The 23974-nt window shown below is 64.6% G+C and carries 18 protein-coding genes; 9 read left to right on the top strand and 9 right to left on the bottom strand.

Features of this window, described 5'->3' with window-relative positions; translation table 11 throughout:
• Window positions 1-21 precede the first annotated feature (21 nt).
• The 7 genes from AB0Y14_RS09280 to AB0Y14_RS09250 form a co-directional block, all read right to left on the bottom strand.
• A complete protein-coding gene (locus AB0Y14_RS09280; RefSeq protein ID WP_436589119.1) occupies window positions 22-678 on the bottom strand; it encodes a Maf family protein in 657 nt (218 codons plus the stop codon).
• A 117-nt stretch (window positions 679-795) separates the two neighbouring features.
• Window positions 796-2319 (bottom strand): acetaldehyde dehydrogenase ExaC, encoded by a 1524-nt coding sequence (gene exaC, locus AB0Y14_RS09275; protein WP_436588980.1) that lies wholly within the window; start codon window positions 2317-2319, stop codon window positions 796-798.
• Between the two features lie 113 nt (window positions 2320-2432).
• Window positions 2433-3887, bottom strand: a complete 1455-nt coding sequence (locus AB0Y14_RS09270) for a dicarboxylate/amino acid:cation symporter (RefSeq protein ID WP_436588979.1) — start codon at window positions 3885-3887, stop codon at window positions 2433-2435.
• Between the two features lie 104 nt (window positions 3888-3991).
• A complete protein-coding gene (locus AB0Y14_RS09265) occupies window positions 3992-5689 on the bottom strand; it encodes a DUF885 domain-containing protein (RefSeq protein ID WP_436588978.1) in 1698 nt (565 codons plus the stop codon).
• A gap of 102 nt (window positions 5690-5791) precedes the next feature.
• Window positions 5792-6043, bottom strand: coding sequence for an acyl-CoA carboxylase subunit epsilon (locus AB0Y14_RS09260; protein ID WP_436588977.1), 252 nt, complete (start codon window positions 6041-6043; stop codon window positions 5792-5794).
• An 11-nt stretch (window positions 6044-6054) separates the two neighbouring features.
• Window positions 6055-7686, bottom strand: coding sequence for an acyl-CoA carboxylase subunit beta (locus AB0Y14_RS09255; protein WP_436588976.1), 1632 nt, complete (start codon window positions 7684-7686; stop codon window positions 6055-6057).
• A 151-nt stretch (window positions 7687-7837) separates the two neighbouring features.
• Window positions 7838-8119, bottom strand: a complete 282-nt coding sequence (locus tag AB0Y14_RS09250; protein WP_436588975.1) for a YciI family protein — start codon at window positions 8117-8119, stop codon at window positions 7838-7840.
• Window positions 8120-8221: 102 nt separating this feature from the next.
• Here AB0Y14_RS09250 and AB0Y14_RS09245 point away from each other — a divergent pair, with 102 nt between their 5' ends.
• From AB0Y14_RS09245 to gatB, 9 genes are all read left to right on the top strand, one after another.
• Window positions 8222-9124: a biotin--[acetyl-CoA-carboxylase] ligase gene (locus AB0Y14_RS09245; RefSeq protein WP_436588974.1), complete on the top strand. Its 903-nt coding sequence runs from the start codon at window positions 8222-8224 to the stop codon at window positions 9122-9124.
• The gene (locus tag AB0Y14_RS09240; protein WP_436588973.1) at window positions 9121-9597 is read left to right on the top strand and encodes a hypothetical protein; all 477 of its coding nucleotides are present in this window, start codon (window positions 9121-9123) and stop codon (window positions 9595-9597) included. Before AB0Y14_RS09245 ends, AB0Y14_RS09240 begins: the two co-directional genes overlap by 4 nt.
• A 144-nt stretch (window positions 9598-9741) precedes the next feature.
• The gene (locus tag AB0Y14_RS09235) at window positions 9742-10878 is read left to right on the top strand and encodes an adenylate/guanylate cyclase domain-containing protein (protein ID WP_436588972.1); all 1137 of its coding nucleotides are present in this window, start codon (window positions 9742-9744) and stop codon (window positions 10876-10878) included.
• Entirely contained in the window at window positions 10875-11951 is a 1077-nt protein-coding gene (locus AB0Y14_RS09230; protein ID WP_436588971.1) for a PP2C family protein-serine/threonine phosphatase, read from the top strand. Before AB0Y14_RS09235 ends, AB0Y14_RS09230 begins: the two co-directional genes overlap by 4 nt.
• Before the next feature lie 763 nt (window positions 11952-12714).
• The gene (gene ligA, locus AB0Y14_RS09225; protein ID WP_436588970.1) at window positions 12715-14958 is read left to right on the top strand and encodes an NAD-dependent DNA ligase LigA; all 2244 of its coding nucleotides are present in this window, start codon (window positions 12715-12717) and stop codon (window positions 14956-14958) included.
• 374 nt (window positions 14959-15332) lie between these two features.
• The gene (locus tag AB0Y14_RS09220; RefSeq protein ID WP_436588969.1) at window positions 15333-16100 is read left to right on the top strand and encodes a transglycosylase family protein; all 768 of its coding nucleotides are present in this window, start codon (window positions 15333-15335) and stop codon (window positions 16098-16100) included.
• A 187-nt stretch (window positions 16101-16287) separates the two neighbouring features.
• Window positions 16288-16584: an Asp-tRNA(Asn)/Glu-tRNA(Gln) amidotransferase subunit GatC gene (gatC, locus tag AB0Y14_RS09215; protein ID WP_129315755.1), complete on the top strand. Its 297-nt coding sequence runs from the start codon at window positions 16288-16290 to the stop codon at window positions 16582-16584.
• A gap of 12 nt (window positions 16585-16596) precedes the next feature.
• Window positions 16597-18195, top strand: coding sequence for an Asp-tRNA(Asn)/Glu-tRNA(Gln) amidotransferase subunit GatA (gene gatA / locus AB0Y14_RS09210; RefSeq protein WP_436588968.1), 1599 nt, complete (start codon window positions 16597-16599; stop codon window positions 18193-18195).
• Window positions 18196-19698 (top strand): Asp-tRNA(Asn)/Glu-tRNA(Gln) amidotransferase subunit GatB, encoded by a 1503-nt coding sequence (gene gatB, locus AB0Y14_RS09205; protein ID WP_436588967.1) that lies wholly within the window; start codon window positions 18196-18198, stop codon window positions 19696-19698.
• A 397-nt stretch (window positions 19699-20095) separates the two neighbouring features.
• Here gatB and AB0Y14_RS09200 read toward each other — a convergent pair whose 3' ends face one another.
• The gene (locus AB0Y14_RS09200) at window positions 20096-22327 is read right to left on the bottom strand and encodes a S9 family peptidase (protein ID WP_436588966.1); all 2232 of its coding nucleotides are present in this window, start codon (window positions 22325-22327) and stop codon (window positions 20096-20098) included.
• A 53-nt stretch (window positions 22328-22380) separates the two neighbouring features.
• On the bottom strand, window positions 22381-23880 hold the full coding sequence (locus AB0Y14_RS09195; RefSeq protein WP_436588965.1) for an amino acid permease: 1500 nt from the start codon (window positions 23878-23880) through the stop codon (window positions 22381-22383).
• Window positions 23881-23974 lie beyond the last annotated feature (94 nt).

Here is a 23974-nt window from a genome sequence, read left to right as displayed (position 1 = left end):
AGTAGCAAAAACGCCATTTGCCTAAGTATTCGGCCTCCACAATTCTGCTATGCGCCGGCCACGTTCTTCGAGCAGATCTTTCAATGCATTGACGCTCAGTCCCAGTACCGTATGGGACTCTCCCCGAATCCCTGCGATGAATGCCGCACCGTAGCCTTCGATCGTGAACGAACCCGCGACTTCCAGGGGCTCTCCCGTGGCCACGTATGCGGTGATCTCCTCATTGCTCATGACGTCGAAGGTCACTTCGGCGGACCGAATCCGGCCGGCCCCCGAAGGCTTGTGGCCGGTGTGTTCCGTATCCGACCGATCGACCAACCAGTGCCCGGTGTGCAGGATTCCGGTGGAGCCGCTCATTCTTCGAATGCGGGAGATGGCGACGTCGGGCTCGTGCGGCTTTCCGTAGGGTTCGCCCTCGAACTCGAACACGGAATCGCATCCCAGAACGAAACTTCCGCGGGTCTCGGGCAATGCCGCGACGGCTTCCGCCTTGGCCCGGGCCAGGACCAGTGCCGTGTGGTCAGGAGCCAATGGCCCACCCTGGTCGGCTTCGGCGGCGGACAAGGCCGCGTCTTCGTCGACCCCGGAGACGATGGTCCGGAACCGGATTCCCGAGGCGTTGAGGACCGAAGCCCGAGCGGGGGACTGGGAGGCCAGGACGAGATCGAGGTCGGGCACGGCGCCGGGGGACGCGGCCGCGTTCGACGGAGGGGTCTGTTCGAATGACTTCGGAGTGCACACGTGACCCAGTCTAGGCCAGCGGTGTGCACCCCGATCGTCAGGAGGGGCGTGGAATCAGAAGAGTCCGGTCGGCTCCTCGGAGTAGGAGACCAGCAGATTCTTGGTCTGCTGATAGTGGTCGAGCATCATCAAGTGATTCTCTCGGCCGTACCCGGATTTCTTGTAGCCACCGAACGCGGCGTGGGCCGGATACGAGTGGTAGTTGTTGACCCACACGCGTCCCGCCTGGATCGCGCGACCGGCCCGGTAGGCCGTGTTCTGGCCGCGGGTCCAGACGCCGGCCCCGAGACCGTAGGCGGTGTCGTTGGCGATCCGGATCGCGTCGTCGTAATCCTTGAAGGTGGTCACGCCGAGCACGGGCCCGAAGATCTCTTCCTGGAAGACGCACATCGAATTGTCTCCGCGGAACACGGTCGGCTGGATGTAGTAGCCGCCCTTCAGGTTCCCGTCGAGCTCGAGTGACTGGCCTCCCAAGAGTACTTCGGCGCCCTCTTGCGGGCCCTTCTCCAGGTACCCGGAGATCTTGTCGAACTGCTGCTTTGAGGCCTGGGCACCGACCATGGTTTCGGTGTCCAGCGGATTTCCCTGCTTGATCTTGCGGGCGCGTTCGAGGCCGTCGGCGACGAACTGGTCCGCGATGGATTCCTGAACGAGGGCACGCGAGGGGCAGGTGCAGACCTCGCCCTGGTTCAGGGCGAAGGACACGAATCCTTCGAGAGCCTTCTGATAGAAGGAATCGTCCTGGGATGCAACGTCCTCGAAGAAGATGTTGGGGGACTTTCCGCCGAGCTCAAGGGTTGATGGGATGATGTTGTCCGCGGCGGCCTTGGCGATTACCGATCCGGTGGTGGTCTCACCCGTGAAAGCGATCTTGCGAATCCGGTCGGACCCGGACAGCGCAGCGCCGGCTTCCTCGCCGAAACCGTTGACGATGTTGAGTACGCCGTCCGGCAGGATGTCCTGGAAGATTTCGGCGACCAGGAGAATCGAGGCCGGGGTTTGCTCGGCCGGTTTCAGAACGACCGTGTTCCCCGCGGCCAGGGCGGGGGCGATCTTCCACGTGGCCATCAGAATCGGGAAGTTCCACGGAATGATCTGGCCGACGACGCCGAGCGGCTCGTGGAAGTGGTACGCCGTGGTGTTCTCGTCGAGCTGCGAGAGGCGGCCTTCCTGAGTGCGGACGGCCGAGGCGAAGTACCGGAAGTGGTCCACGGCCAAGGGGATGTCGGCGGCCAGGCACTCGCGGACGGGCTTGCCGTTGTCCCAGGTCTCCGCGACGGAGATGCGTTCGAGGTTCGCTTCCATGGCGTCGGCGAGCTTCAGAAGAACGGCCGCTCGCTCGGTCGGGGAAGTCTTGCCCCAGCTGTCGAAGGCCTTCCATGCGGCGTCGATGGCCAGGTCGACGTCTTCCGCGGTGCTGCGTGCGACCTCGGTGAAGACCTCACCCGTGACCGGTGATTTGTTCTCGAAATATTGACCCTTGGTCGGCGGGACCCAGGATCCTCCGATGAAATTCTCGTAGCGGGAACGGAACGCGGTGGGCGAATCGGGTGTCCCGGGCTGTGCATAGACCGTCATGGTGTCTCCTTCGACGTCCAAAAAAACGTGACATACACAATACTAACGACTGCGGGGCGAGAGGGTCACCCCTCCCGCCCCGCAGTCATTGGGATCGGACCGTTGCCCACGGGTCAGCCGACGCCGGCTCCCGAAACCTGTCGCTCCGGACTGACCTCCTCGTCGGCCCCGGCGAATTCCTCGGCCGAGAGGTCGGATTCGAACCAGTCACTGGACCGCTTGGCGTTGTACAGGTCCTCGTCCAGAATTCCCTCCCTCTTCGAAATGATGGCCGGGATCAGCGCCTGACCGGAAACGTTCAGCGCGGTGCGCCCCATGTCGATGATGGGATCGATGGCAAGAAGCAGGCCGACGCCGTCGAGCGGGAGGCCCAGCGTCGACAGCGTCAGGGTCAGCATGACGGTCGCGCCCGTGGTTCCGGCAGTAGCCGCAGACCCCAGGACGGAGACGACGATGATGAGCACGTACTGCGCGATGCTCAGGTCGATCCCGTAGAACTGCGCCACGAAAGTCGCCGCCAGCGCCGGGTACACCGCCGCGCATCCGTCCATCTTGGTCGTGGCCCCGAATGGGACCGCGAAGGATGCGAAGGCCTGTGGGACACCGAAGTTGCGTTCCGCGACCCGCTGGGTCACGGGCATGGTCCCGATGGATGACCGGGAGACGAAGCCGATCTGTGCGGCGGGCCAGACGCCTGAGAAGAACTGTTTGACGGACAAGCCCTGGGTTCGCGCCAGAACGGGGTAGACCACGAATCCGACGATCGCGAGCCCCACGTAGAGAAGGATCACGAACTTGGCGAGCGAGCCCATCGTGGTCCAGCCGTACGTGAAGACGGCGGTCCCGATCAGGCCGAGGGTTCCGAGCGGGGCCAGGCGGATGATCCACCACAGGACCTTCTGGATGATGGCCAGGGCAGAGCGGATGAACGCGAGGAAGGGCTCGGCGGCCTTGCCGACCTTGAGGGCAGCGATGCCGATGGCTCCGGAAATGACCAGGATCTGGAGGACATTGAAGGTTGGGGACGAGGTCAGATCGCCGTCCGCCTCCTCGGTGCTCACGGTGAGGCCCAGGAAATTGGCCGGAATGATGCTGGTGACGAAGGACAGCCACGATCCCGTGGTGCCCGAATAGGCATCCGGTGCGGACATGCCGGTGTTGGCGCCGGGGCGGAAGATCGCACCCAGCAGGATGCCGATGACGACGGCGATCAGCGCCGTCCCGGCGAACCAGAGAATCGTCTTCCAAGCCAGCCGTGCAGCGTTCGTGACCTGGCTCAGATTCGCGATCGAGGAGATCACCGCCGTGACCACGAGCGGAACGACCGCGGCCTTGAGCAGGGAAACGTAGCTCGAACCGATCGTGTCCAGGGTGGTCATGAGCCAGTTGGGGTTCTTCTCCGCGTCCCCGCCGAGGGCGAGGGCCAAGAATCCGAGGGCCACGCCGAGGACCAGGCCCATGAGGATCTGGAGACCGAAGTTGGTCATCCAGGAGGGGAGCCGGCGAGTGCGGGGAGGGGGTGCAGATGCGGGAGTATCCGGCGTCGTGGCGGAAGGGCGAGTAGACATGACCTCAACCCTAAGGCGTCGAGCAATAACACAGAAAAGGACTGAGAAGAAATATTACGGGAATAAATGTGTCCTGTGGCCTAGATCATCGCCAAGGGCAGGCCTCACCGTGACACAGCGCGACGGAGAGTGTCGAGACCCACCGAACCGACCTTCAGGGCCCTGGTGTGGAAATCCTTGATGCTCTCACCCCGAGCCAGCGCCTCATCGCGCAACTGCTCCCAGATGCGCTGGCCGACCTTGTACGACGGAGCCTGACCGTACCACCCGAGGTAACGGTTGAACTCGAAGTCCAACTGCCCCTGGGGGATATCGAGGTTCTGCTTCAGGAATTCGTACCCGATCTCGGGGGTCCACGGGCCCGGCTCGACGCTGAGTTCCTCGGCCCACCGGCCGGGGATCGGCAGTTCGCAGTGGACGCCGATGTCGAAGACGACCCGTGCGGCACGCATCCGCTGCCCGTCGAGCATGCCCATCATGTCACCCGGATCGTCCAGGTATCCGAGTCCGGCCATAAGGCGTTCGGCGTAGAGCGCCCACCCTTCTCCGTGCCCTGAATACCAGAGGCCGTGGGCTCTCCACTTGTTGATGGACTCGGCCATCGCGGTCGACGTGGAGAACTGGAGATGATGACCGGGCACGCCCTCGTGATAGACCGTCGAGGTCTCGCTCCACGTGGTGAACTCCCGCTCCCCCTCCGTGACCGACCACCACATGCGACCCGGCCTCGAGAAGTCCGCAGAGGGGCCCGTGTAATAGATGCCGCCCTCCTGGGTCGGGGCGATCATGCATTCGAGCCGGCGCATGGGCCCATCGATCACAAAGTGTTCCCGCGAGAGGCCTTCGACCGCCCGGTCCGAGAGGTCCTGCATCCATTCTCGAAGAGCGTCCTTGCCCTCGATCCTGCGCGAGGGGTCCCGGTTCAGCAGTTCCTTGGCCTCCGCGATCGTGGCGCCCGGGCTGATCCGACGGGCGGCCTCCTGTTGCTCGTCGATGATCCGGTCCAGCTCGTCGATTCCCCAGGCGTAGGTTTCGTCCAGGTCGATCGTCGCGCCGAGGAACTCCCGAGAGCGGAGACGGTAGCGCTCGCGGCCGACGGCGTCCCGTTCGGGGGCCTGGGGGAGAAGTTCGTCCCGGAGGTATTCGGCCAGTTCGGCGTGGGCCGCGCGGGCCTTTTCTGCGGAGGCTCGCCCCTTCGCGTCCAGGGTCGGATCGGATGCGGCGGCGTCGGCGGCCAGGCCATCGAAGAATCCACCGGGTTCGGCGTAGGCTGCGAGCTGGTCGGCCAGGATGCCGACCTGCCGGGCTGCGGCGACCCGGCCCTGACGCGCGGCATCCGCCAGTGTGTCGCGGAAACCCTGGAGGGCTCGGCGAACGTTCTCCATGCGTCCGACGATGTGTGCCCAATCCTGCGGGGTGGCTTGCGGCATGAGATCGAAGACCTGACGGACGGCGTGCGCCGGGGTCTCGATGTTGTTCAGCTCCCAGTCGCCCAGGCCCGCCTCATGCATCTCGACGACGAGCCCGAGGCTCTCGCGCAACGCGTCCAGGGTCACCCGGTCGACGTCGTCCTGTGGTCTGAGCCCCTCGGCCTCGGCCAGCGTTCGGCGGGCGAGTCGCACATGTTCGAGCGCGCCCTCGGGGGAGAGGTCCCCGTACTCGGTCTCGCGGCCCGGGATGCCTTCTATCGTGGCCGCGGCCGGATCCAGGTCCATGAGGGAGTCGTAATAGCGGTCGGCCAGGCGGTCGACGTCGCTGGTCCGCCGATCGAGACGCAAGGATTCGGGCAACTCATTCGTCATGGCACCATCCTAGACCGTGATGACAGGGATCACAGGGGCGGGAAAATGGAAAAGCCCCCACCGGCCGCACGGGTCGGTGAGGGCTTTCGTGGAGCGCGGGGCTTACCTCGGTTTGGCGCGGCGCCAGGAACCCGGGCCGGGAGGGAGGCTCGCACCGATGCGCTGGCGTCGTGACAACAGGCGGCCGACGTCGGACAGCGGCCCGTTCGTCTGCCTCGATCTCGGCTCGGGCTGTCGTTGCCGTGACTGGAGCACGGCCACGGTCAGCGCGGCGATCTCTTCTTCGGTCGGGGACCCCTTGACCACCGAGAACATAGGCTCTTCGGGCGTGGATGCTTCGTTCTGCACAGCCATGATTCCTTCCCCTAGAGCGGGATGTTGCCGTGCTTCTTGGCGGGCAGCGCGGCTCTCTTGTCGTGCAGGGCACGGAGGGACTTGATGATGTTGACGCGGGTCTCCGACGGCGGGATGACCGCGTCGATGTAGCCGCGCTCGGCCGCCTGATACGGGTTGAGCAACTCTTCCTCGTACTTCTGGATCAGCTCGGAACGCAACGCCTCGACGTCCTCGCCGTTTTCCTCGGCCGTCTTGAGATCGCGACGGTACAGAATATTGACCGCGCCCTGTGCACCCATGACGCCGATCTGGGCCGTGGGCCAGGCGAGGTTGATGTCCGCGCCGAGCTTCTTCGACCCCATCACGATGTACGCCCCACCGTACGCCTTGCGCGTGATCACGGTGACGACCGGGACGGTGGCCTCCGCGTAAGCGAAGATCAGCTTGGCGCCACGGCGGATGATGCCGTTGAACTCCTGCTCGGTGCCCGGGAGGAACCCGGGGACGTCCACGAACGTCAGGATCGGGATGTTGAAGGCATCGCAGTGGCGCACGAACCGCGCGGCCTTCTCGGAGGCGGCGATGTCCAGGGTTCCGGCGAACTGCATCGGCTGGTTTGCGATGATGCCGACCGTTCGGCCTTCGACCCGTCCGTAGCCCGTCATGACGTTGGGAGCGTACAGGGCCTGCATCTCGAGGAAGTGGTCGTCGTCGACCACGGACTCGATCACCGCCCGCATGTCGTAGGGCTGGTTGGCCGAATCGGGAATCAGGCCGTCGAGGTCGAGGTCGTCGACCGTGATCTCCGGATCCTGGTCGTGCTCGACGAGGGGACCGTCCTGAAGATTGTTGGACGGAAGGAATTCGAGGAGTTCCCGCAGGAAATCAAAGGCGTCCTCTTCGTCCTCCGCGAGGTAGTGAGAGGTTCCGGTGACCGAATTGTGCGAGTTCGCCCCGCCGAGGGTCTCCATGTCGACCTCTTCGCCGGTCACGGTCTTGATGACGTCCGGTCCGGTGATGAACATGTGGGAGGACTTGTCCACCATGATCACGTAGTCCGTGAGGGCGGGGGAGTAGGCGGCGCCGCCGGCGCACGGGCCCATGATCACCGAGATCTGGGGGATGACGCCGGACGCGCGAACATTCATCCGGAAGATGTCCGCGAACATCGCCAGCGATGCCACACCCTCCTGAATGCGGGCGCCGCCGCCGTCGTTGATGCCGATGACGGGGCAGCCGTTGCGCAGCGCAAACTTCTGGACCTTGACGATCTTCTCCCCATTGACCTGGGAGAGTGACCCGCCATAGACCGTGAAGTCCTGGGCGTAGACGGCCACGAGCCGTCCGTCCACCGTGCCGTAGCCGGAGACCAGGCCGTCACCGAGCGGCCTCTTCTGGTCCATGCCGAAGGCGGTCGTGCGGTGCGTGGCCAGGGCGTCGAATTCCACGAAGGAGTCTTCGTCCAGGAACATCTCGATGCGTTCGCGCGCGGTGGATTTGCCGCGAGCATGCTGCCGTTCCACGGGCCCCGGGCCGGTGGGCATCCACGAGGCCTCGCGGCGCTCGTAGAAGTCTGCGATCTTGCCGGCAGTCGTGGTGAGATCCGGGCCCGACTCGTTCTGCGCGTGGTCGGAGTCCTGGCGGGAGAGATCTTCGGTCATCTTGTCCTCTGTACGAGTCCGGGGTCCCGGTGCGGAAGCATGCGAGTCCCGGCTGGAATTGCGCTGTCTGCCTGTCGACCCAAAGTAACAAAGGGCGACGGGCGGTCCGTGGCGCCGTGCCGACGAACCTGGGGACGGGGTATGTCCCGGTCTACCCTACCGACCCGAGGACCGGATTCCACGCACGAACTTCGTGCGCGGTCACGACGCCGTGGACGACCATGGGGTCCTTGGCCAGCAGAGACTCGACGTCGTCGGCGGTCTCGGCGGAGAAGATCAGCAGGGCACCCTCGGCGCCATCGTCGGTATACGGGCCGGACGCCAACAGATGGCCCTGGTCCAACAGGCTCCCGAGGTATTCGCGGTGTTGGCCTCGATGGGCGGCCTGCTGGTCTGCCGGGCCGTACGAATAGTGGACGACGAAGTGGGCCATGGTGTTCCTTCCGAGCGGAGTTGGCTTTCCGCCTCTAAACTAGCTCACAACACGTCACCGCAGGTGGCGTACCGGACGCCGATCGAGAGAGAGCATCGCTGTATGACCACGAGGAGCGCGAAGCCCCTGGACGCCGAGCGGCTGTTGCCGGGTCCCGGGCAGGACTACCGGCTCATCGGCGCCCCCGTCGAGCTCGTGGACGAGATCGGATCCACCAACGACGAACTGGCGCATCGACTGACCCGTTCCGAAGACGTCTCCCACCTCGCGGCCCTCCTCACAGAACACCAGGTCTCCGGCAAGGGCCGGAGGGATCGAGTGTGGACCGCGCCCAAATACAGTTCGGCCGTGGTCTCCTTCGCCGTGCGATCGCACGCGGGCGAGCAGCCGTTGCCAAATGATTCCCTGCACTGGGTCACACCGTTGCTGGCCCTGGCGGCACGCACGGCGATCCGGCAGACGACCGGGCTCCCCGTGGACATCAAATGGCCGAACGACCTGTTGATCAACGGTCGCAAGGTTGCCGGGATCCTCGCTCGCGTGGTCCCCATCGGGCCGGAGACACTCGACGTCGTTGTTGGCATCGGAATCAACGCCAACATCGATGCCGACCTGCTCCCAGTCGAGACCGCGACGTCGTTGCGCGCCGAGCTCGGGGGCGACGTGGACCGGACCGAGATCCTGATCAGGGTCATCCGCGAGTTCCGTGCCTCGGTCCAGGAATTTTGTGCGACCGGCGGTGACCCGGCGCTGCCCCGCGGCGCGAAGCCTTCCCTCGTGGCCGAGCTCCGTGAGGAACTGGACACCCTGGGCCGTCGAGTCCTCGTCCAGATGATGGATCCTGCCCCGGACTTCACGGGTCTCGCTCACGACATCGACGAGGACGGTTCCCTCCTCGTCCGCTGCGACGACGGAACGGACAGAACCGTCGCGGTCGGCGACGTGGTCCATCTCAGGCCGGAAAACGGGTCCTGGGCCGACGTCGCCGGAACGGGGATCGCGTGAAATTCCGTGATTCCCTCGACCCGGGTGAGCACGTCATTACGTGCAACCGGGCTCACGCCCTCAAACTCCTGAGACCGGCCATCGTGCTTCTGATCGCGATCTTCGCGACGAACTTTCTCCAGGTGGTGACGGCTGGGCATTCGGGCTGGACCGCGGTCGGGCCGATCATTCTGGTGGCCGCGCTCGTGTACGTCGTCGTGCGGTTCATCAAATGGGCCACGACCGGGTACGCACTGACCAACCGGCGTATTGTCGTGTTCCGCGGCGTCGGTGGGGGCGGGCCGGTGTCGATTCCCCTCGAGTACGTCGCCGGGGTCGTCGGGCCCAAGGGTGGGGCTCGCCTGACCGGTTGCGGCACGATCCGGATATCGGCCAGGGGCCAGACCTTCGAGCTGACCTGCCAGAAGGATCCGGGGCGATTCTCGGACCTGTGCTATCGGGCCCACCTGCGCCGAGTAAACGCTCTGCGTTGACCCTGAGTCTCCGGGGAATACTACCGGGAACGGCCCTGTGATCTGTAGCATGAGAACGAGGTGTGAAACCTCGGGGACAGTCGAGCGCGCTCTGCGCCAGCGAGCCCGCAGCCAGCCATGAGTCAAGGAAGGTGGAGCACGCTAGTGCCGCAGGAGGAACCCGAAGGCAATCCGGTCTATACAGGACCTCAAACGAGTCAGCTCAACCTCCAGAACCCGGCTCAGTTCAACCTGTACAAGTCCGACGACGCCAAGGCCGCCGTCGGTGCCCTTGAGCGCGCCCTCCTGGGGGAGAACCGCTCCATGACTCGCCGCGAGGCCGCCCGCGGGGGCGACGTCTCGCTCCTGTCCGCCCGGAAGATTTGGCGGGCGCTGGGGATGCCGAATCTCAAGGACGAGGACGTCTACTTCACCGGCTCGGATTCCGAGGCCCTCGGCACCGTGTCGGCCATGGTTCGCAGCGGGCATGTGACCGAGGACGGCATCCTCTCGATCGTGCGCTCCGTGGGCCAGATGATGGACCGCATGGTCGCGTGGCAGGTCGAGGCCCTGGTCGAGGACATGGTCGCCCACCAGGGCATGAGCGACGCCGAGGCTCGGCGCGAACTGCTCAACGTGCTCCCGGAGCTGCTGAACGAACTCGAGGACCTCATGCGCTACGGCTATCGGCGGCAGCTCAATGCCGCCGTCGTGCGCTTGGCCCTGAAGGCGGAGAAGCCCGTGGTCGGCAACGACGACGCCGTCACCGACTACCGATCGCTCCCGCTCGTCCGCGGCATCGGTTTTGCGGACCTCGTGTCCTTCACATCCCTGTCCCGTCAGATGAGCGAGAAGACACTCGCTAGCCTGGTCCAGCACTTCGAGCAGCGTTGCGCGGAGGTCGTGGCGGTCGGGGGCGGCCGCATCATTAAGACTGTCGGGGACGAAGTCCTGTTCATGACCGAATCTCCGGAAGCCGGCGCCCGTATCTCTCTGACGCTGTCGCAGATCATCCGTGAGGATCCGAATCTCCCGGAGGCGCGCGTTGCTTTTGTCTGGGGGCGGATTCTGCCTAGGCTGGGGGACGTATACGGTCCGACCGTCAATCTCGCATCGCGTCTCGTCGCGCTCGCGGAACCTGGTTCGGTCATGACCGATGCATCTACCGCCAACGTGCTCGAGGGCGACGAACGTTTCGTGATGAATCCCCAGGGGGTGCGCAACGTTCGCGGCTTCGGAGACGTCCGCCCCGTGTCGCTCGCTCCGGGCGTGGGAACCGAATTGGAGATTGACTTCGAATGACCGAATCGCTCGACCTCGCAACGTGCGTTGGGGCCACGACCAACAAGGGCAGTCATCGTTCCAACAACGAAGACTCCTTGGTGTCCATTGGCAATCTGTGTGCCGTGGCCGACGGTATGGGTGGGCACGAGGCCGGTGAGGTGGCCAGCGCTATGTGCGTCAATACCCTGGCCGAAGCCGAGCTCTTTCGTACGTTGTCCTTCGAGGTCGAACCCGCGGAGGTCCATGCGGAGGATTCGAAGGGACTGTTCAAGCGGCGTCGTCGGGCCACGTCGAACCTCAACGCGAAGATCATGGAGATCCTCAACGACATCAAGGGCGTGATCGGCGAGGCGGACGAGAGCATCAAGTCGGCAGCCGCCATGCGCGCAGGCACAACGCTCACGGGAGCCTGGCTCGTCAAGATCGGTGGCCAGAATATGTGGATCATCTTCAACGTCGGGGACTCGCGCACGTATCGACTCCGGCGGGACACCGACGAACCCATCAGCGACACGCCGACCTCCGTCTCGCAGACGCCCATCGAAGGCGTGAGCCTCGAACAGATCACGGTGGACCACTCCGAGGTCCAGTACCTGGTCGACACGGGGCAGATCACGGCCCTCGAGGCCCTCACCCACCCGAGGCGCAACGTGATTACGCGCGCCTTGGGAACGGGCAATTACTGGGAACCCGATTTCTGGGTCATCCCTGCGAAACCGGGCGATCGTCTGATGATGTGCTCGGACGGCCTTTCCGGAGAGCTGTCCAATGAATACATGGCCAGGGTCCTGTCGACCGTCGTCCACCCCAAGGACGCTTCGGCTGTTCTCCAGGCGGCGGCGATCCGCGCGGGCGGGCGGGACAACATCTCGGTCATCGTCGCCGACGCCGTGCAGGCCGGTTCCTGTCAGAACCACGGGTGCGACGGCGACACGGACGGCGTGGACCGTGCCGAGAGCGATGACGGCGTGATCGACCTGGACAACTGGCACGCCAACGACCTCAGCGATCCCGAGAAGACCGGCGACCGCCCGGACGGCCCATTGGCCACGAACGAGAAGCTACCCGGCGCCGACGACGAAGACCGGTAGGTCTTTCCCACTCGCGCCGGCGCTGGGGCTGGCGTTGGGTGCCGGGCTGGGCGTCCGGGCTGGGTGCGTGCCCGGGCTGGGCGTCCGGGCTGGGTGCCGAGGCGGCAGTTTCGAGCGCCATCTGCCTGCGAGATGGCAGTATTGAGCGATTTTCGCCGCTGGAACCGCTCGGTACTGCCACGTCGTGCTGAGTCTTGCTCACAGTTGCCACCTCGTCCTGGATGTCGCGCGGGATTGTCACCTCATGGGCGCCTGGCCAGGGTCGGGAGGACGTAGTCGGCGTCGCAAGTCGTGTTGAGTGGTGGTTGGCCGATCGAGTGCTGGTTACCCGACGACGTCGTGCCCTAGCGGAACCGTGTTGGGAGGCGGTTGCCCGATGGTGAGGTGTTTTCCCGCCTTGGGTGGGGTTCTAACCGCCACCTAACGAGGGCAATCGGCTCGGAATCGGGTAACCGCCACCTAATAAGGGGAGGCCAAGGCACGGGTGGGGTCTCGCGTAGCAGGCTAAGCGCCTCCGAATCGGGTAACCGCCGCCCACCGGCGGCATCCGGGCCTCCGTGAGATACCTGGCTTCTCAGGATGCGGCGAGTTACCTTGATCCCGCCCCGCCCCGCCCCGCGCAGACCCCGACCTCCGGTGTCCTGGGGCGGCGGACGATCGGCAGCCATCCAAGAAGTCAGCGGATCGGCGCATCCGCCGACGGCGAGGGCGAAGAAGAAGCAAAGGGAGCCAAAACGCGGATTGTGCGGAACAATGGTCTTCCGTGAGTAGCGCTGAAGAACAACGAGCACAGCAGGCCACCGAGGAGAGCCACCGCGAGGTCCCGGCCGAGGATCTCAAGGAACGGTATGCCCAACTGACCCAGCGGGTCAGGGACGCACGCGTCTCCTATTACGTCGAGGATTCTCCGACGATCTCGGACGCGGAGTACGACGCGCTCTACCGGGATCTCGAACGGATCGAGGCCGAGCATCCGCAACTCAAGGCGAACGACTCACCGACGCAGGAGGTCGGCGGTGAACCTTCCGAGGCCTTCGCGCCGGTCCAGCACCTGGAGCGGATGTACTCTCTCGAAGACGTGTTCTCGATCGACGAGCTCAAGGCGTGGCTCGACAGGGCCGAAGAGTCCATTCAGGAAGTGAGGCCCGGCCACGAGAATGCATGGCTGACCGAGCTCAAAATCGATGGGCTCGCGATCAACCTGCTCTACCGGAACGGTCGATTGACCCGGGCGGCAACCCGAGGGGACGGGACCACCGGGGAAGACGTCTCACACAACGTCGCGACCATCGACTCGGTGCCACAAACCCTCGAGGGCACGGGGCATCCCGAGGAGATCGAGGTCCGTGGCGAAGTGTTCATCGCTTCCGCGGACTTCAAGGAGCTCAACGAGGCCCTCGTCGCCGACGGCAAGGCCCCCTTCGCGAATCCGAGGAACGCGGCGGCGGGATCGCTCCGTCAAAAGGATCCCCAAGTGACGGCCCGGCGCAAGCTCTCGATGTTCGTCCACGGCATCGGTGCTCGCGAGGGGCTGTCCGCGCAGTCGCAGGCGGAGACCTACGATCTCCTGAAGTCGTGGGGGCTTCCCGTCAGCCCGTACACCAAACTTCTGTCCGGCGGCGAGGAAATCCTCGAATTCATCGCCGACTACGGCGAGCACCGGCACGATCTGGTCCACGAAATCGACGGGATCGTGATCAAGGTCAACGACTTCCGCACACAGCAGCTTCTCGGCCACACGTCACGGGTTCCTCGGTGGTCGGTGGCATACAAGTATCCGCCGGAAGAGGTCAATACCAAGCTCGAGGACATTCGGGTCAGCGTCGGCCGGACCGGGCGTGTGACCCCCTACGGCCTGATGGACCCGGTCAAGGTCGCCGGCTCGACCGTCGAGATGGCGACGTTGCACAACCAGGACGTGGTGCGGGCCAAGGGCGTGCTGATCGGTGACACGGTGGTCCTGCGCAAAGCGGGAGATGTGATTCCGGAGATCGTGGGACCAGTGGTCGCCCTGCGAGACGGTTCGGAACGTGAGTTCGACATGCCGACCCACTGCCCTTCCTGCGGGACCGAGTTGGCTCCGGCCAAGGAGGGCGACGTCGACATCCGTTGCCCCAACGCCCGGTCATGCCCCGCCCAGCTCTGGCAGACGCTGTTCCATACCGCGGGACGCGGGGCGTTTGACATCGATGCCCTGGGGGAGGAAGCCGCAAGGGCCCTGACTCAGCCGGTCGAACCCGAGACCCCGCCGCTGACGAGCATTGCTGGTTTGTTTGATCTCGTACCTGAGGACCTGGCGGACGTGCGTATTGAACGCGAGGTCAGGAAGAAGGGGGCACCCACGGGGGAGACGGAATTGGTCCCCTACTTCTACACGCGAGGGACGGCGAACAAGCCTTCGGCACCTTCTGCGAACACGCGCAGAATGTTCGACCAGATCGAGGAAGCCAAGTCCCAACCGTTGTGGCGAGTCCTGGTCGCCCTCTCTATTCGGCACGTGGGGCCGACGGCGTCCCGGGCATTGGCCACCGAATTCGGATCGATGCAGGCGATCCGCGACGCCGATGAAGAGAGACTGGCCGACACGGACGGTGTCGGGCCGACCATCGCGCGAGCGGTCAAGGAATGGTTTTCGGAGGAGTGGCACCGCGAGATCGTCGACCGGTGGGCCGCGGCCGGTGTCCGGATGGAGGATGAGCGGGACGAATCCGTTCCCCGCGTTCTCGAAGGGGTCACGATCGTCGTGACCGGCACTCTGGAAGAGTTCACCCGCGACTCCGCGAAGGAAGCGATTCTGCAACGCGGAGGCAAGGCCTCCGGATCTGTGTCGAAGAACACAGACTATCTGGTTGCGGGCGAGAACGCCGGCTCAAAGCTGGACAAGGCGGAAAATTTGGGCGTGACGGTGCTCAAGGGTGAAGACTTCAAAATTCTTCTCCAGGAGGGGCCGACGGCGCTGGATCGTGATGATGGCGCGGAAGACGGTCACGAAACGGTCACGGAATAGTCACATGCTTGTGACGCGGAACATGTCGGGGAGGGTTGCATCGCCTCTGGCCGGCTCATAGGCTGGCACGCGTGCCTACGGACCTGGCTGGTTGCCGGGTAGGGCACCAACCAAAAAAGTTTCGCTTCCATCGAGAAATTGGTTGCAAACTCCAAAATCGTTACTGTATCGTTATAAACAGTTCGTCGCCGAGAGGTGACTCCTGGGTTCACGCAGACTTGCGAGAACCCCTCCTGAACAATGCTGGGTGCTGCCGTAACACCGGACGTCGTCTAAAGGGCAGACACCTGAAACTTGACCTAAGACATCTATAGGTAGACGACGGCGCGAGGAAGTCCAGGGATGGACGGAGCGTAGGTGGCCTGAGGAGCATCGTGAACAATACTTCCACTTTCCGACGCAATGCCCGCCGCGGTGCAGCCGCCCTCGTGATCGGTGGCGCCGCCGCCGGTGCGCTGGCTACCGCTCCCGCAAATGCCGATAGCCTCGACTGGGACGCCGTCGCACAGTGCGAGTCCGGCGGAGACTGGTCGACTTCGACCGGTAACGGCTTCTCCGGTGGCCTGCAGTTCACCCCGAGCACCTGGGCAGCCTTCGGCGGCCAGGGTGACCCCCAGAGCGCTTCCAAGGATCAGCAGATCCAGGTTGCCGAGAAGGTTCTGGCTGAGCAGGGTCCCGGCGCATGGCCGAACTGCTCCGCTCAGGGTGCCGGTGGGGACTCCGGTTCCGATCAGCAGCAGGCTCAGCCGCAGCAGGACGTCCAGGCTCAGTCCCAGGATGTCCAGGAGTTCCAGGCCCCGGCCGAGCAGGCCCAGCCCGAGCAGGCTCCCGTTGAGCAGGCTCAGCCCGAGCAGGCTCCCGTTGAGCAGGCCCCTGTTGAGCAGGCTCCCGTTGAGCAGGCTCAGCCCGAGGCTCAGCAGGTTCCCGAGCAGCAGACCTACGAGGCTCCCGCCCAGGAGCAGGTTGCTGCCCCGGTTCAGTCCTCCGCTGCAACTCACACCGTGTCCGTTGGCGACACCTTGAAGTCGATCGCCGATCAGTACGGCGTGTCCGTGGATGCCCTGGTTCAGGCCAACGGCTCCGTCGTGACCAACCCGGACCTGATCTTCCCGGGCCAGACCCTGGAGATCCCGGCCGCGTAAGTGAGGCCTGTACAACTCACTGCGGTGAGTCCGTACACTTCTTGAGATCGTGCCCCGCCCTGTCCACAGGGCGGGGCACGATTGTTTTAACCCGTTCTCGGCCATGACTAGACTGGTACGGGACCCGCGCGTTCCCGCCCCAGGAGTCGCGCAGGGAAGAGACACCGCCAACGGAGCAGGAGAATTCATGACTGCCATTACGCGTGACCAGGTCGCACACTTAGCGGCCTTGGCTCACATCGAGATGGACGAGACCGAGCTGGAATCGATGTCCTCGGAGCTCGACGGGATCGTCGGAGCGGTGCAATCGGTATCGGCAGCGCCGATTGACGACGTCCCACCCACATCGCATCCGCTTCCGCTGTCCAACGCCTTCCGGGAGGATGTCGTGGGAGAAACCCTGACCAACGATGAAGCGCTGAACAACGCGCCCGATGCCGAGGACGGTCAGTTCAAGGTCCCGGCCATCCTGGACGAAGACTAGGAGGGCGCGATCATGACCACGAATCAGAACGCACTGATCACACTCAGCGCATCCGAGGCCGCCGAAGGCCTGCGCAACGGCGACTTCACCTCGGAGCAGCTGACCCAGGCCCACCTGGATCGTATCGAGACCACCGAGGGCACCGCCGTCGACGCCGAGGACCGGTCGCGCGGCAAGACCGGCCTGAACGCGTTCCTGCACGTGAATGCGGAGCAGGCATTGGATGATGCGAAGCAGGTGGATGCTGACCGCGCCGCTGGAAATCAGTTGCCTCCGCTGGCCGGTGTCCCGATCGCCGTCAAGGACCTCATCGTCACCACCGGGCAGCCCACCACGGCCGCTTCCCGGATGCTCGAAGGATGGATGAGTCCCTACGATGCGACCGTCGTCCAGAAGATCCGTGAAGCCCGGTTGCCCATCCTGGGAAAGACCAACCTGGATGAATTTGCCATGGGTTCCTCGACCGAGCACTCGGCATTCGGATGCACGCGGAACCCGTGGGACCTCGACCGCATCCCGGGTGGTTCCGGTGGCGGGTCCGCTGCCGCAGTGAGCGCCTTCCAGGCTCCGCTGGCCCTGGGCACTGACACGGGCGGGTCCATCCGTCAGCCGGCATCCGTGACCGGCTCGGTGGGAGTCAAGCCCACCTATGGATCCGTTTCTCGGTACGGCGTGATCGCCATGGCGTCGTCCTTGGACCAGGTCGGCCCGGTGACCCGGACTGTTCGGGATGCGGCCGCGCTTCACGAAGTCATCGGCGGGTACGACGCGCGCGATTCGACCTCGATCAACGAACCCGTGGGACCGTACCTGGCCGAGGCCGAGAAGGGCGCCTCCGAGGGAGGCCTCAAGGGGCTGAGGGTCGGCGTCGTCAAGGAACTGACGGGTGACGGTTTCCAGAGCGGCGTATCCCAACGTTTCCAGGAGTCCTTGGAGCTTCTCCGTGCCGCGGGTGCGGAGATCGTGGAGGTTTCCACGCCTCACTTCGACCATGCACTGGGCGCGTATTACCTGATCATGGCCTCGGAAGTTTCCTCCAACCTCGCGAAGTACGACGGCGTTCGCTTCGGCTTGCGCACGCTGCCCGCGGAAGGCCCCGTAACCATCGAGCGCGTCATGTCCGCGACCCGCGCCGCAGGATTTGGTCCTGAGGCGAAGCGGCGCATCATCCTGGGTACCTACGCGCTGTCCGCGGGGTACTACGACGCCTACTACGGTTCCGCCCAGAAGGTCAGGACCCTGGTGCAGCGTGACTTCACGAATGCTTTCGAGCAGGTGGACGTTCTCGTGTCGCCGACGTCGCCGACCACGGCGTTCAAACTCGGTGAGAAGACGGATGACCCTGTGTCGATGTACCTCAACGACATCGCGACGATCCCGACCAACCTCGCGGGCGTCCCGGCCATTTCGGTGCCAGCCGGGCTTGCTCCGGAAAACGGACTGCCCGTCGGGGTCCAGTTCATGGCCCCGGTCAAGGAGGACGCGCGGCTTTATCGCGTGGGCGCCGGTCTGGAAGCCGCGCTCCAACAGCAATGGGGCGGAGGCCTTCTCGACCAGTTGCCCGAGACCGAGTCCCTGATCGCCGCCCGGACGCAAGGAAGTGCCAAGTAAATGTCAGACGAGATTTTGTCCTTCGACGAGGCAATGGCCAAGTACGACCCCGTACTGGGTTTCGAGGTGCACGTCGAGCTGAATACCAAGACCAAGATGTTCGACGACGCCCCGAATGCGTTCGGTGACGAACCGAATACCAATATCACCCCGGTGTCCCTGGGCCTTCCGGGAGTACTTCCCAAGGTCAACGGAACAGCGGTGGAGTCGGCGATCAAACTGGGTCTGGCCCTCGGCTGCGACATCGCGCCGGTGAGCCACTTCGCCAGGAAGAACTACTTCTACCCCGATACGCCCAAAAATTTCCAGACCTCACAGTACGACGAACCGATTGCCGAGAACGGTTCGGTGGATATCGAGCTCGAGGACGGTACGCAGTTCACGGTCGAAATCGAGCGGGCGCACATGGAGGAAGACGCGGGCAAGCTGAGCCACAAGGGTGGCGCAGGCCGCATCCAGGGCGCCGAATACTCCCTGGTGGACTACAACCGCTCGGGCGTACCTCTCATCGAGATTGTGACGCGTCCGATCTGGGGCGCGGGGGAGAGGGCTCCGGAACTGGCCAAGGCGTACGTCAAGGCGATTCGAGAGATCGTGAAGAACCTGGGTATCTCGGACGCACGCATGGAGCGCGGCAATGTTCGCTGCGATGCCAACGTGTCGCTGAGCCCCAAGGGATCCGAAACCCTCGGCACCCGTACCGAGACCAAGAACGTGAACTCGATGCGCGCCGTCGAGCGTGCGGTGCGCTACGAGATCTGCCGCCACGCGGCGGTTCTCGATGCAGGGGAGCAGATCGTCCAGGAGACCCGCCACTGGCACGAGGACACCAGGGAGACGACCTCCGGCCGTCCCAAGTCCGACGCCGACGACTACCGCTATTTCCCCGAACCGGACCTCGTACCGGTCGTGACGAACGCGGAGTGGATCGAGCGGTTGCGGGCCGAGCTTCCGGAACCTCCCGCCGAACGTCGTCGTCGGCTCCAGGCCGACTGGGGCTACTCGGACGAGGAATTCCGGGACGTCGTCAACGCCGGTGTGATGACCGAGATCGAGGAAACCATTGCCGCGGGCGCCAGTGCGTCGGTCGCCAGGAAGTGGTGGATGGGGGAGATCTCGCGCCTGGCGAAGGTCCGCGAGATCGATCCCGGTGATCTGGGCGCGAGCCCCGAGACCGTCGTCGAACTGGACGGGCTCATCCAGGAAGGGAAGATCAACGACAAGATCGCCCGCCAGGTGCTCGAGCACGTGGTAGATGGAGAAGGGACCCCGGGGGAGGTCGTCGAGAAACACGGCCTCGCCGTCGTCTCCGACGAAGGCGAGCTCTCGAGCGCGGTCGACGACGCCTTGGCCAACATGCCCGACGTCGCCGAGAAGATCCGCGGAGGCAAGGTCCAGGCGGCCGGTGCCGTGGTCGGCCAGGTCATGAAGGCCACCCGCGGCCAGGCCGACGCCGCCCGCGTGCGTGAGCTGATCCTCGAAAAGCTCGGCGTCGAAGGCTGAGAACGTGCTGTCTGCAAAGCCGAGGGGCGCCCGGTGGCCTAGCTGGTCGATCGGGCGCCCCTCGGTCTTTGTCCGGGTCGAGGCAAGCCCCCGCCGGAGAGCCACAGCCGTCGAGTTGGCAATTATGTGCATTTCCGCCGGCGAGGTGGCGGTTTTGGGACGAATCCCGACGTTTTCGGTCCCACAACTGCCACCTCGTGACGCAAGGGGGCCTGGGGCTCGTGGAGACACGTGGCGGTTACCCGATGCGGTGGCGAAAACCCACGTCAGGAGGGGGTTGAACCGCCTCCGAACGGGGGAGATCGGCTCCGCATCGGGGTAGTGCCACGCAACCTTGTCCGGGGACAGCCACGGTGCGCCCAAGAGACCCGCCCACCGGATCCCGCCCGGGGGGGGGCTAGGAGTCGATACCGAGACAGTTGAGCAGGAAGGCGTACTCCCAGGCCGTGTCCTCCCACTGTCGATACCGTCCGGATCCGCCACCATGACCGCCGTCCATCTCGATGCGCAGCAGGATCGGGGCCGTGCCAGTGGTGAACTCTCGGAGCTTGGGGACCCACTTGGCGGGTTCCACGTAGAGCACCCGGGTATCGTTCAAGCTCGTCACCGCCGCAATGGGCGGGTAAGCCACCGGACGGACGTTCTCGTAAGGGGCGTAGGAAGTCATGTACTCGTAGACTTCCTTGTCCTCGATCGGGTTGCCCCACTCCTCCCACTCGAGAGCGGACAGGGGCAGATCCGGATCGCTGATGCTGGTCACCGGGTCAACGAACGGGACCGCGGCCAGGACACCGCAGTACTTTTCAGGGGCCATATTGACTATCGCGCCCATGAGTAGGCCGCCCGCCGAACCGCCATAGGCGGCGATGCGGGACTCGTCCGCCCACGGTTGCGCAGCCACATGATCGGTGACCGCGACGAAGTCGGTGAACGTATTGGTTTTCTGCAATTTCTTGCCCTGCAGATACCAGTCGCGGCCGAGCTCGCCGCCACCCCGCACGTGAGCCACCACGTAGACCACACCGCGGTCGAGCAGGCTCAGACGCGATACCGAAAACCCCGGATTCGAACTGGCCTCGTAGGATCCGTATCCGTACTGGATCACTGGGTGAGGGGTCTGCAGGTCGGCGTCGGCCCGGTGGATCACCGAGAGCGGAACCATCGTCCCGTCGGGGGCGTGTGCCCACTCGCGATGGGCGACGTAGTCCTCGCTCCGGAAGCCGCCCAGAACCGGGGTCTGCTTACGGAGTTCGAGCTCGTCCAACCCGGGGAAGTAGTCGTACTGCCGCCACGGCGTCACATACGAGATGTAGCCCAGACCCACGACGGGCGAACGCAACGCCATCGCCGTGATCTTGGCGGTATAGAGCTCCTCGCCGGAGAAGGGTTCCACGGGTTCGGGGAGGTCGCCGCCCTCGAGTGTTTGCCGAATCGCGTCCAGGCTGATGAACCCGGCCTTCTCGAGCCCGTCCTCACGCAGGCTGGCGGCCAGGTGGGTCTGGTTGAAATGGAAGCCATTGAGTCGTCGCGTCGACGACGCCGGCACCACTACGGTCCACGCCGAGCGCAACTCGTCCATCGACAGGCCCGAGAGCGCGGATTCGTAGTCGACAGCGGTCAATTCGCCATTCGGCGCCTGATGGTCATGGCACAGCAGAACATAGGAACGACCATTCAGATCGATCGGTTCGGCCGAGTACAGAACCCGTTCGTCTCGGGGGATGACCACGTGGGCGACGGGTGCCCGTCCCGACCCGGCGGCCTCGAGGTCGGCGAGAGCCAGGAGTCGCGTCTCGTTGTACTCCGAGCACCCGACGTCGATGCACAGATGCTTCTCGTCCGCGGTCGTCTCAGTACCCAGCCACAAGGCGACATCCTCCTCGTGGTGAAGGACCAAGTCCTGACCCACGGGCGTGCCGAGCCGGTGCGAGCGCAATTCGTAGGGGCGCCACGAGTCGTCCACCAGGGTGTAGATCAGATGCGACCCGTTCGGCGTGAGGAAGCCGCCGGCGAATACCCCCTCCACGACGTCGGGCAGGAGCGAGCCCGTGGTCAGGTTCTTGACGTACTGATCGAAGCGCTCGTCGCCGGAATCATCGACGGAGTACGTCAGCAACCGGCCGTCCTCGGTGACGTGGAAGGACCCGAGCGCGAAGAAGGGGAGGCCTTCGGCCAGCTCGTTGCAGTCGAGGAGAACCTCCTCGCCGTCGAGGGCGGCGTCCGCAGGAACTTCGGGCGGGGTCCAGTCCGCGCGCAGATCACCGGTGTTCAGGGCGGGGACACGGCAGAAACTCGCGTAATTCTTTCCCTCGACGGTTCTGCGGAAATACCACCAGTCGCCGAGCCGGTTGGGGACCGACAAATCGGTCTCCTGGGTTCGGGATCTGATCTCCCCGAAGATCGAGGAGCGCAGCGTCCCGAGCCCCGAGGTCACGGCCTCGGCATAGGCGTTCTCCCGCTCGAGGTGTTCGATCACCTGGGGGTCGTCCTTGGCTCGAAGCCACTCGTAGTCGTCCACGACGTCGTGTCCGTGCATCGAGCGCGTGGTCGGCGCTTTCCGGGTCTCCGGGGGCACGGCGTCGGTATTCCAGGTGGGGCGTGCGGTTTCACGAGAACGAGGTGAAGTCATGCATCCCAGCCTACGTTCGAAAGCACCGGCGCCGCCGCCCCGGACGGACGTTCCTACCGAATCTCCGTGGTGTCGACGGCCTCGCGCGTGCGACGAGTCAGGGGGTAAGCGAGGGCCAGGAGGATCACCCACACCGCCCCGATGATGAGGGACATGCGAGTGTCCTCGAAGAACCCGAGAAGCACGACGACGCCGATCATGAAGGCCAGCGCGAGCCAGGAAGCGGCCGGCCACCAGGGAGTCGGGAAGCGGGAGGGCCCCGAGCCCTCGCGGGAGCGTCGGCGTCGCATGGCCAGGTGCGTCACCAGGATCATGACCCAGACCAGAACCGTAGCGAACGTCACCAGGGTTGCGACGTAGAGGAATGCATTCTCGAAGAAGTGATTGACCAGCACCCCTGCCACGAGCACGATGCCCATCGCGGCCACCGTCATGCTGGGAGTGCCCCGCGACGATACTCGGCTGAAGGAGCGCGGCGCGAGACCGCGTTGGGCGAGACCGTACAGCATCCGCCCGGCCCCGTAGATGTCCGAATTGATCGCAGAGACGGCAGCCGTAAGAACCACCACGTTCAGGATGTGGGCGGCCGCCGGGATGCCCAACCCGGAGAAGATCTGTACGAAAGGAGAGCCTTCGTCGCCGATGCTGCTCCAGGGGTAGAGGGACATGATCACGCCCATCGTGAGGACATAGAAGAGCAGGATGCGCACCGGGACGGTGTTGATCGCCCCGGGGATGGATTTCTCGGGGTCTTCGGCCTCGCCCGCGGTGATTCCGATGTTTTCCACGCCCCCGAAGGCGAACATGACCACGGTGAAACAGGCCAAGAAACCGGAGAACCCGTGAGGGAAGAAGCCACCCTGTTCCCACAGGTTCGTCACGGACGGCTGGATCTCCTGGTGCAACTGAACACCGAAGACGATCAGTGCCAGGCCGCCGACGATCATCGCCACGATGGCACCGACCTTCACCAGGGTCAGCCAGAACTCGACCTCGCCGTAGACCTTCACCTTGGTGAGGTTGACCGCCATGATGATCGCGACGACCGAGACGATCCATATCCAGCTCGGCGTGGTCGGGAACCAGAACTTCATGTAGAGGGAAAAGGCCGTGACGTCTGCGACGGCGACTAGCGCCATCTCGAAAGCAAAACTCCATCCCGTGACGAATCCCGCCCAGCGGCCCAAATATTCGGTCGCATAGTCGGCGAAAGAGCCGGGGACCGGGTGGACCAGGGCCATTTCGCCCATGGCACGCATGACCATGAACACCGCCGCACCACCGATGACGTACGCCAGAAGCACCGAGGGGCCGGCGAACTGGATGGCGTCCGCGGACCCGAGGAACAGGCCCGTGCCGATGGCCGAGCCGAGGGCAATGAAGCGAATGTGACGCAGGGTCAGCCCGCGCCTGAGCGACGTCTGCGGGTTGTCGGCGACGTCGCCCGCGGTTCCCGTTCCGCCCCTTCTCGGGGACGGGTTTTTCTCCTGGCTCACGGTCTTCCTTCGGGGCGGTCGATGATGGTGCCGCCCGGTCCGACACCGGACGACCATGAGACAGGGTACGCAATGGTCTCGCTCACGTCATAAATGTCATGACGTTTCACGTGGGTGCAGTATGACGCCGGTACTTGACGCGCGCTCCGCC

It is taken from the genome of Rothia sp. HC945 (genome assembly GCF_051370785.1).
In the GTDB taxonomy this organism is placed as follows: domain Bacteria; phylum Actinomycetota; class Actinomycetes; order Actinomycetales; family Micrococcaceae; genus Rothia.
The sequence above is the reverse complement of the archived record's forward strand: the minus strand, read 5'-3'. Positions and strand labels throughout refer to the sequence as shown.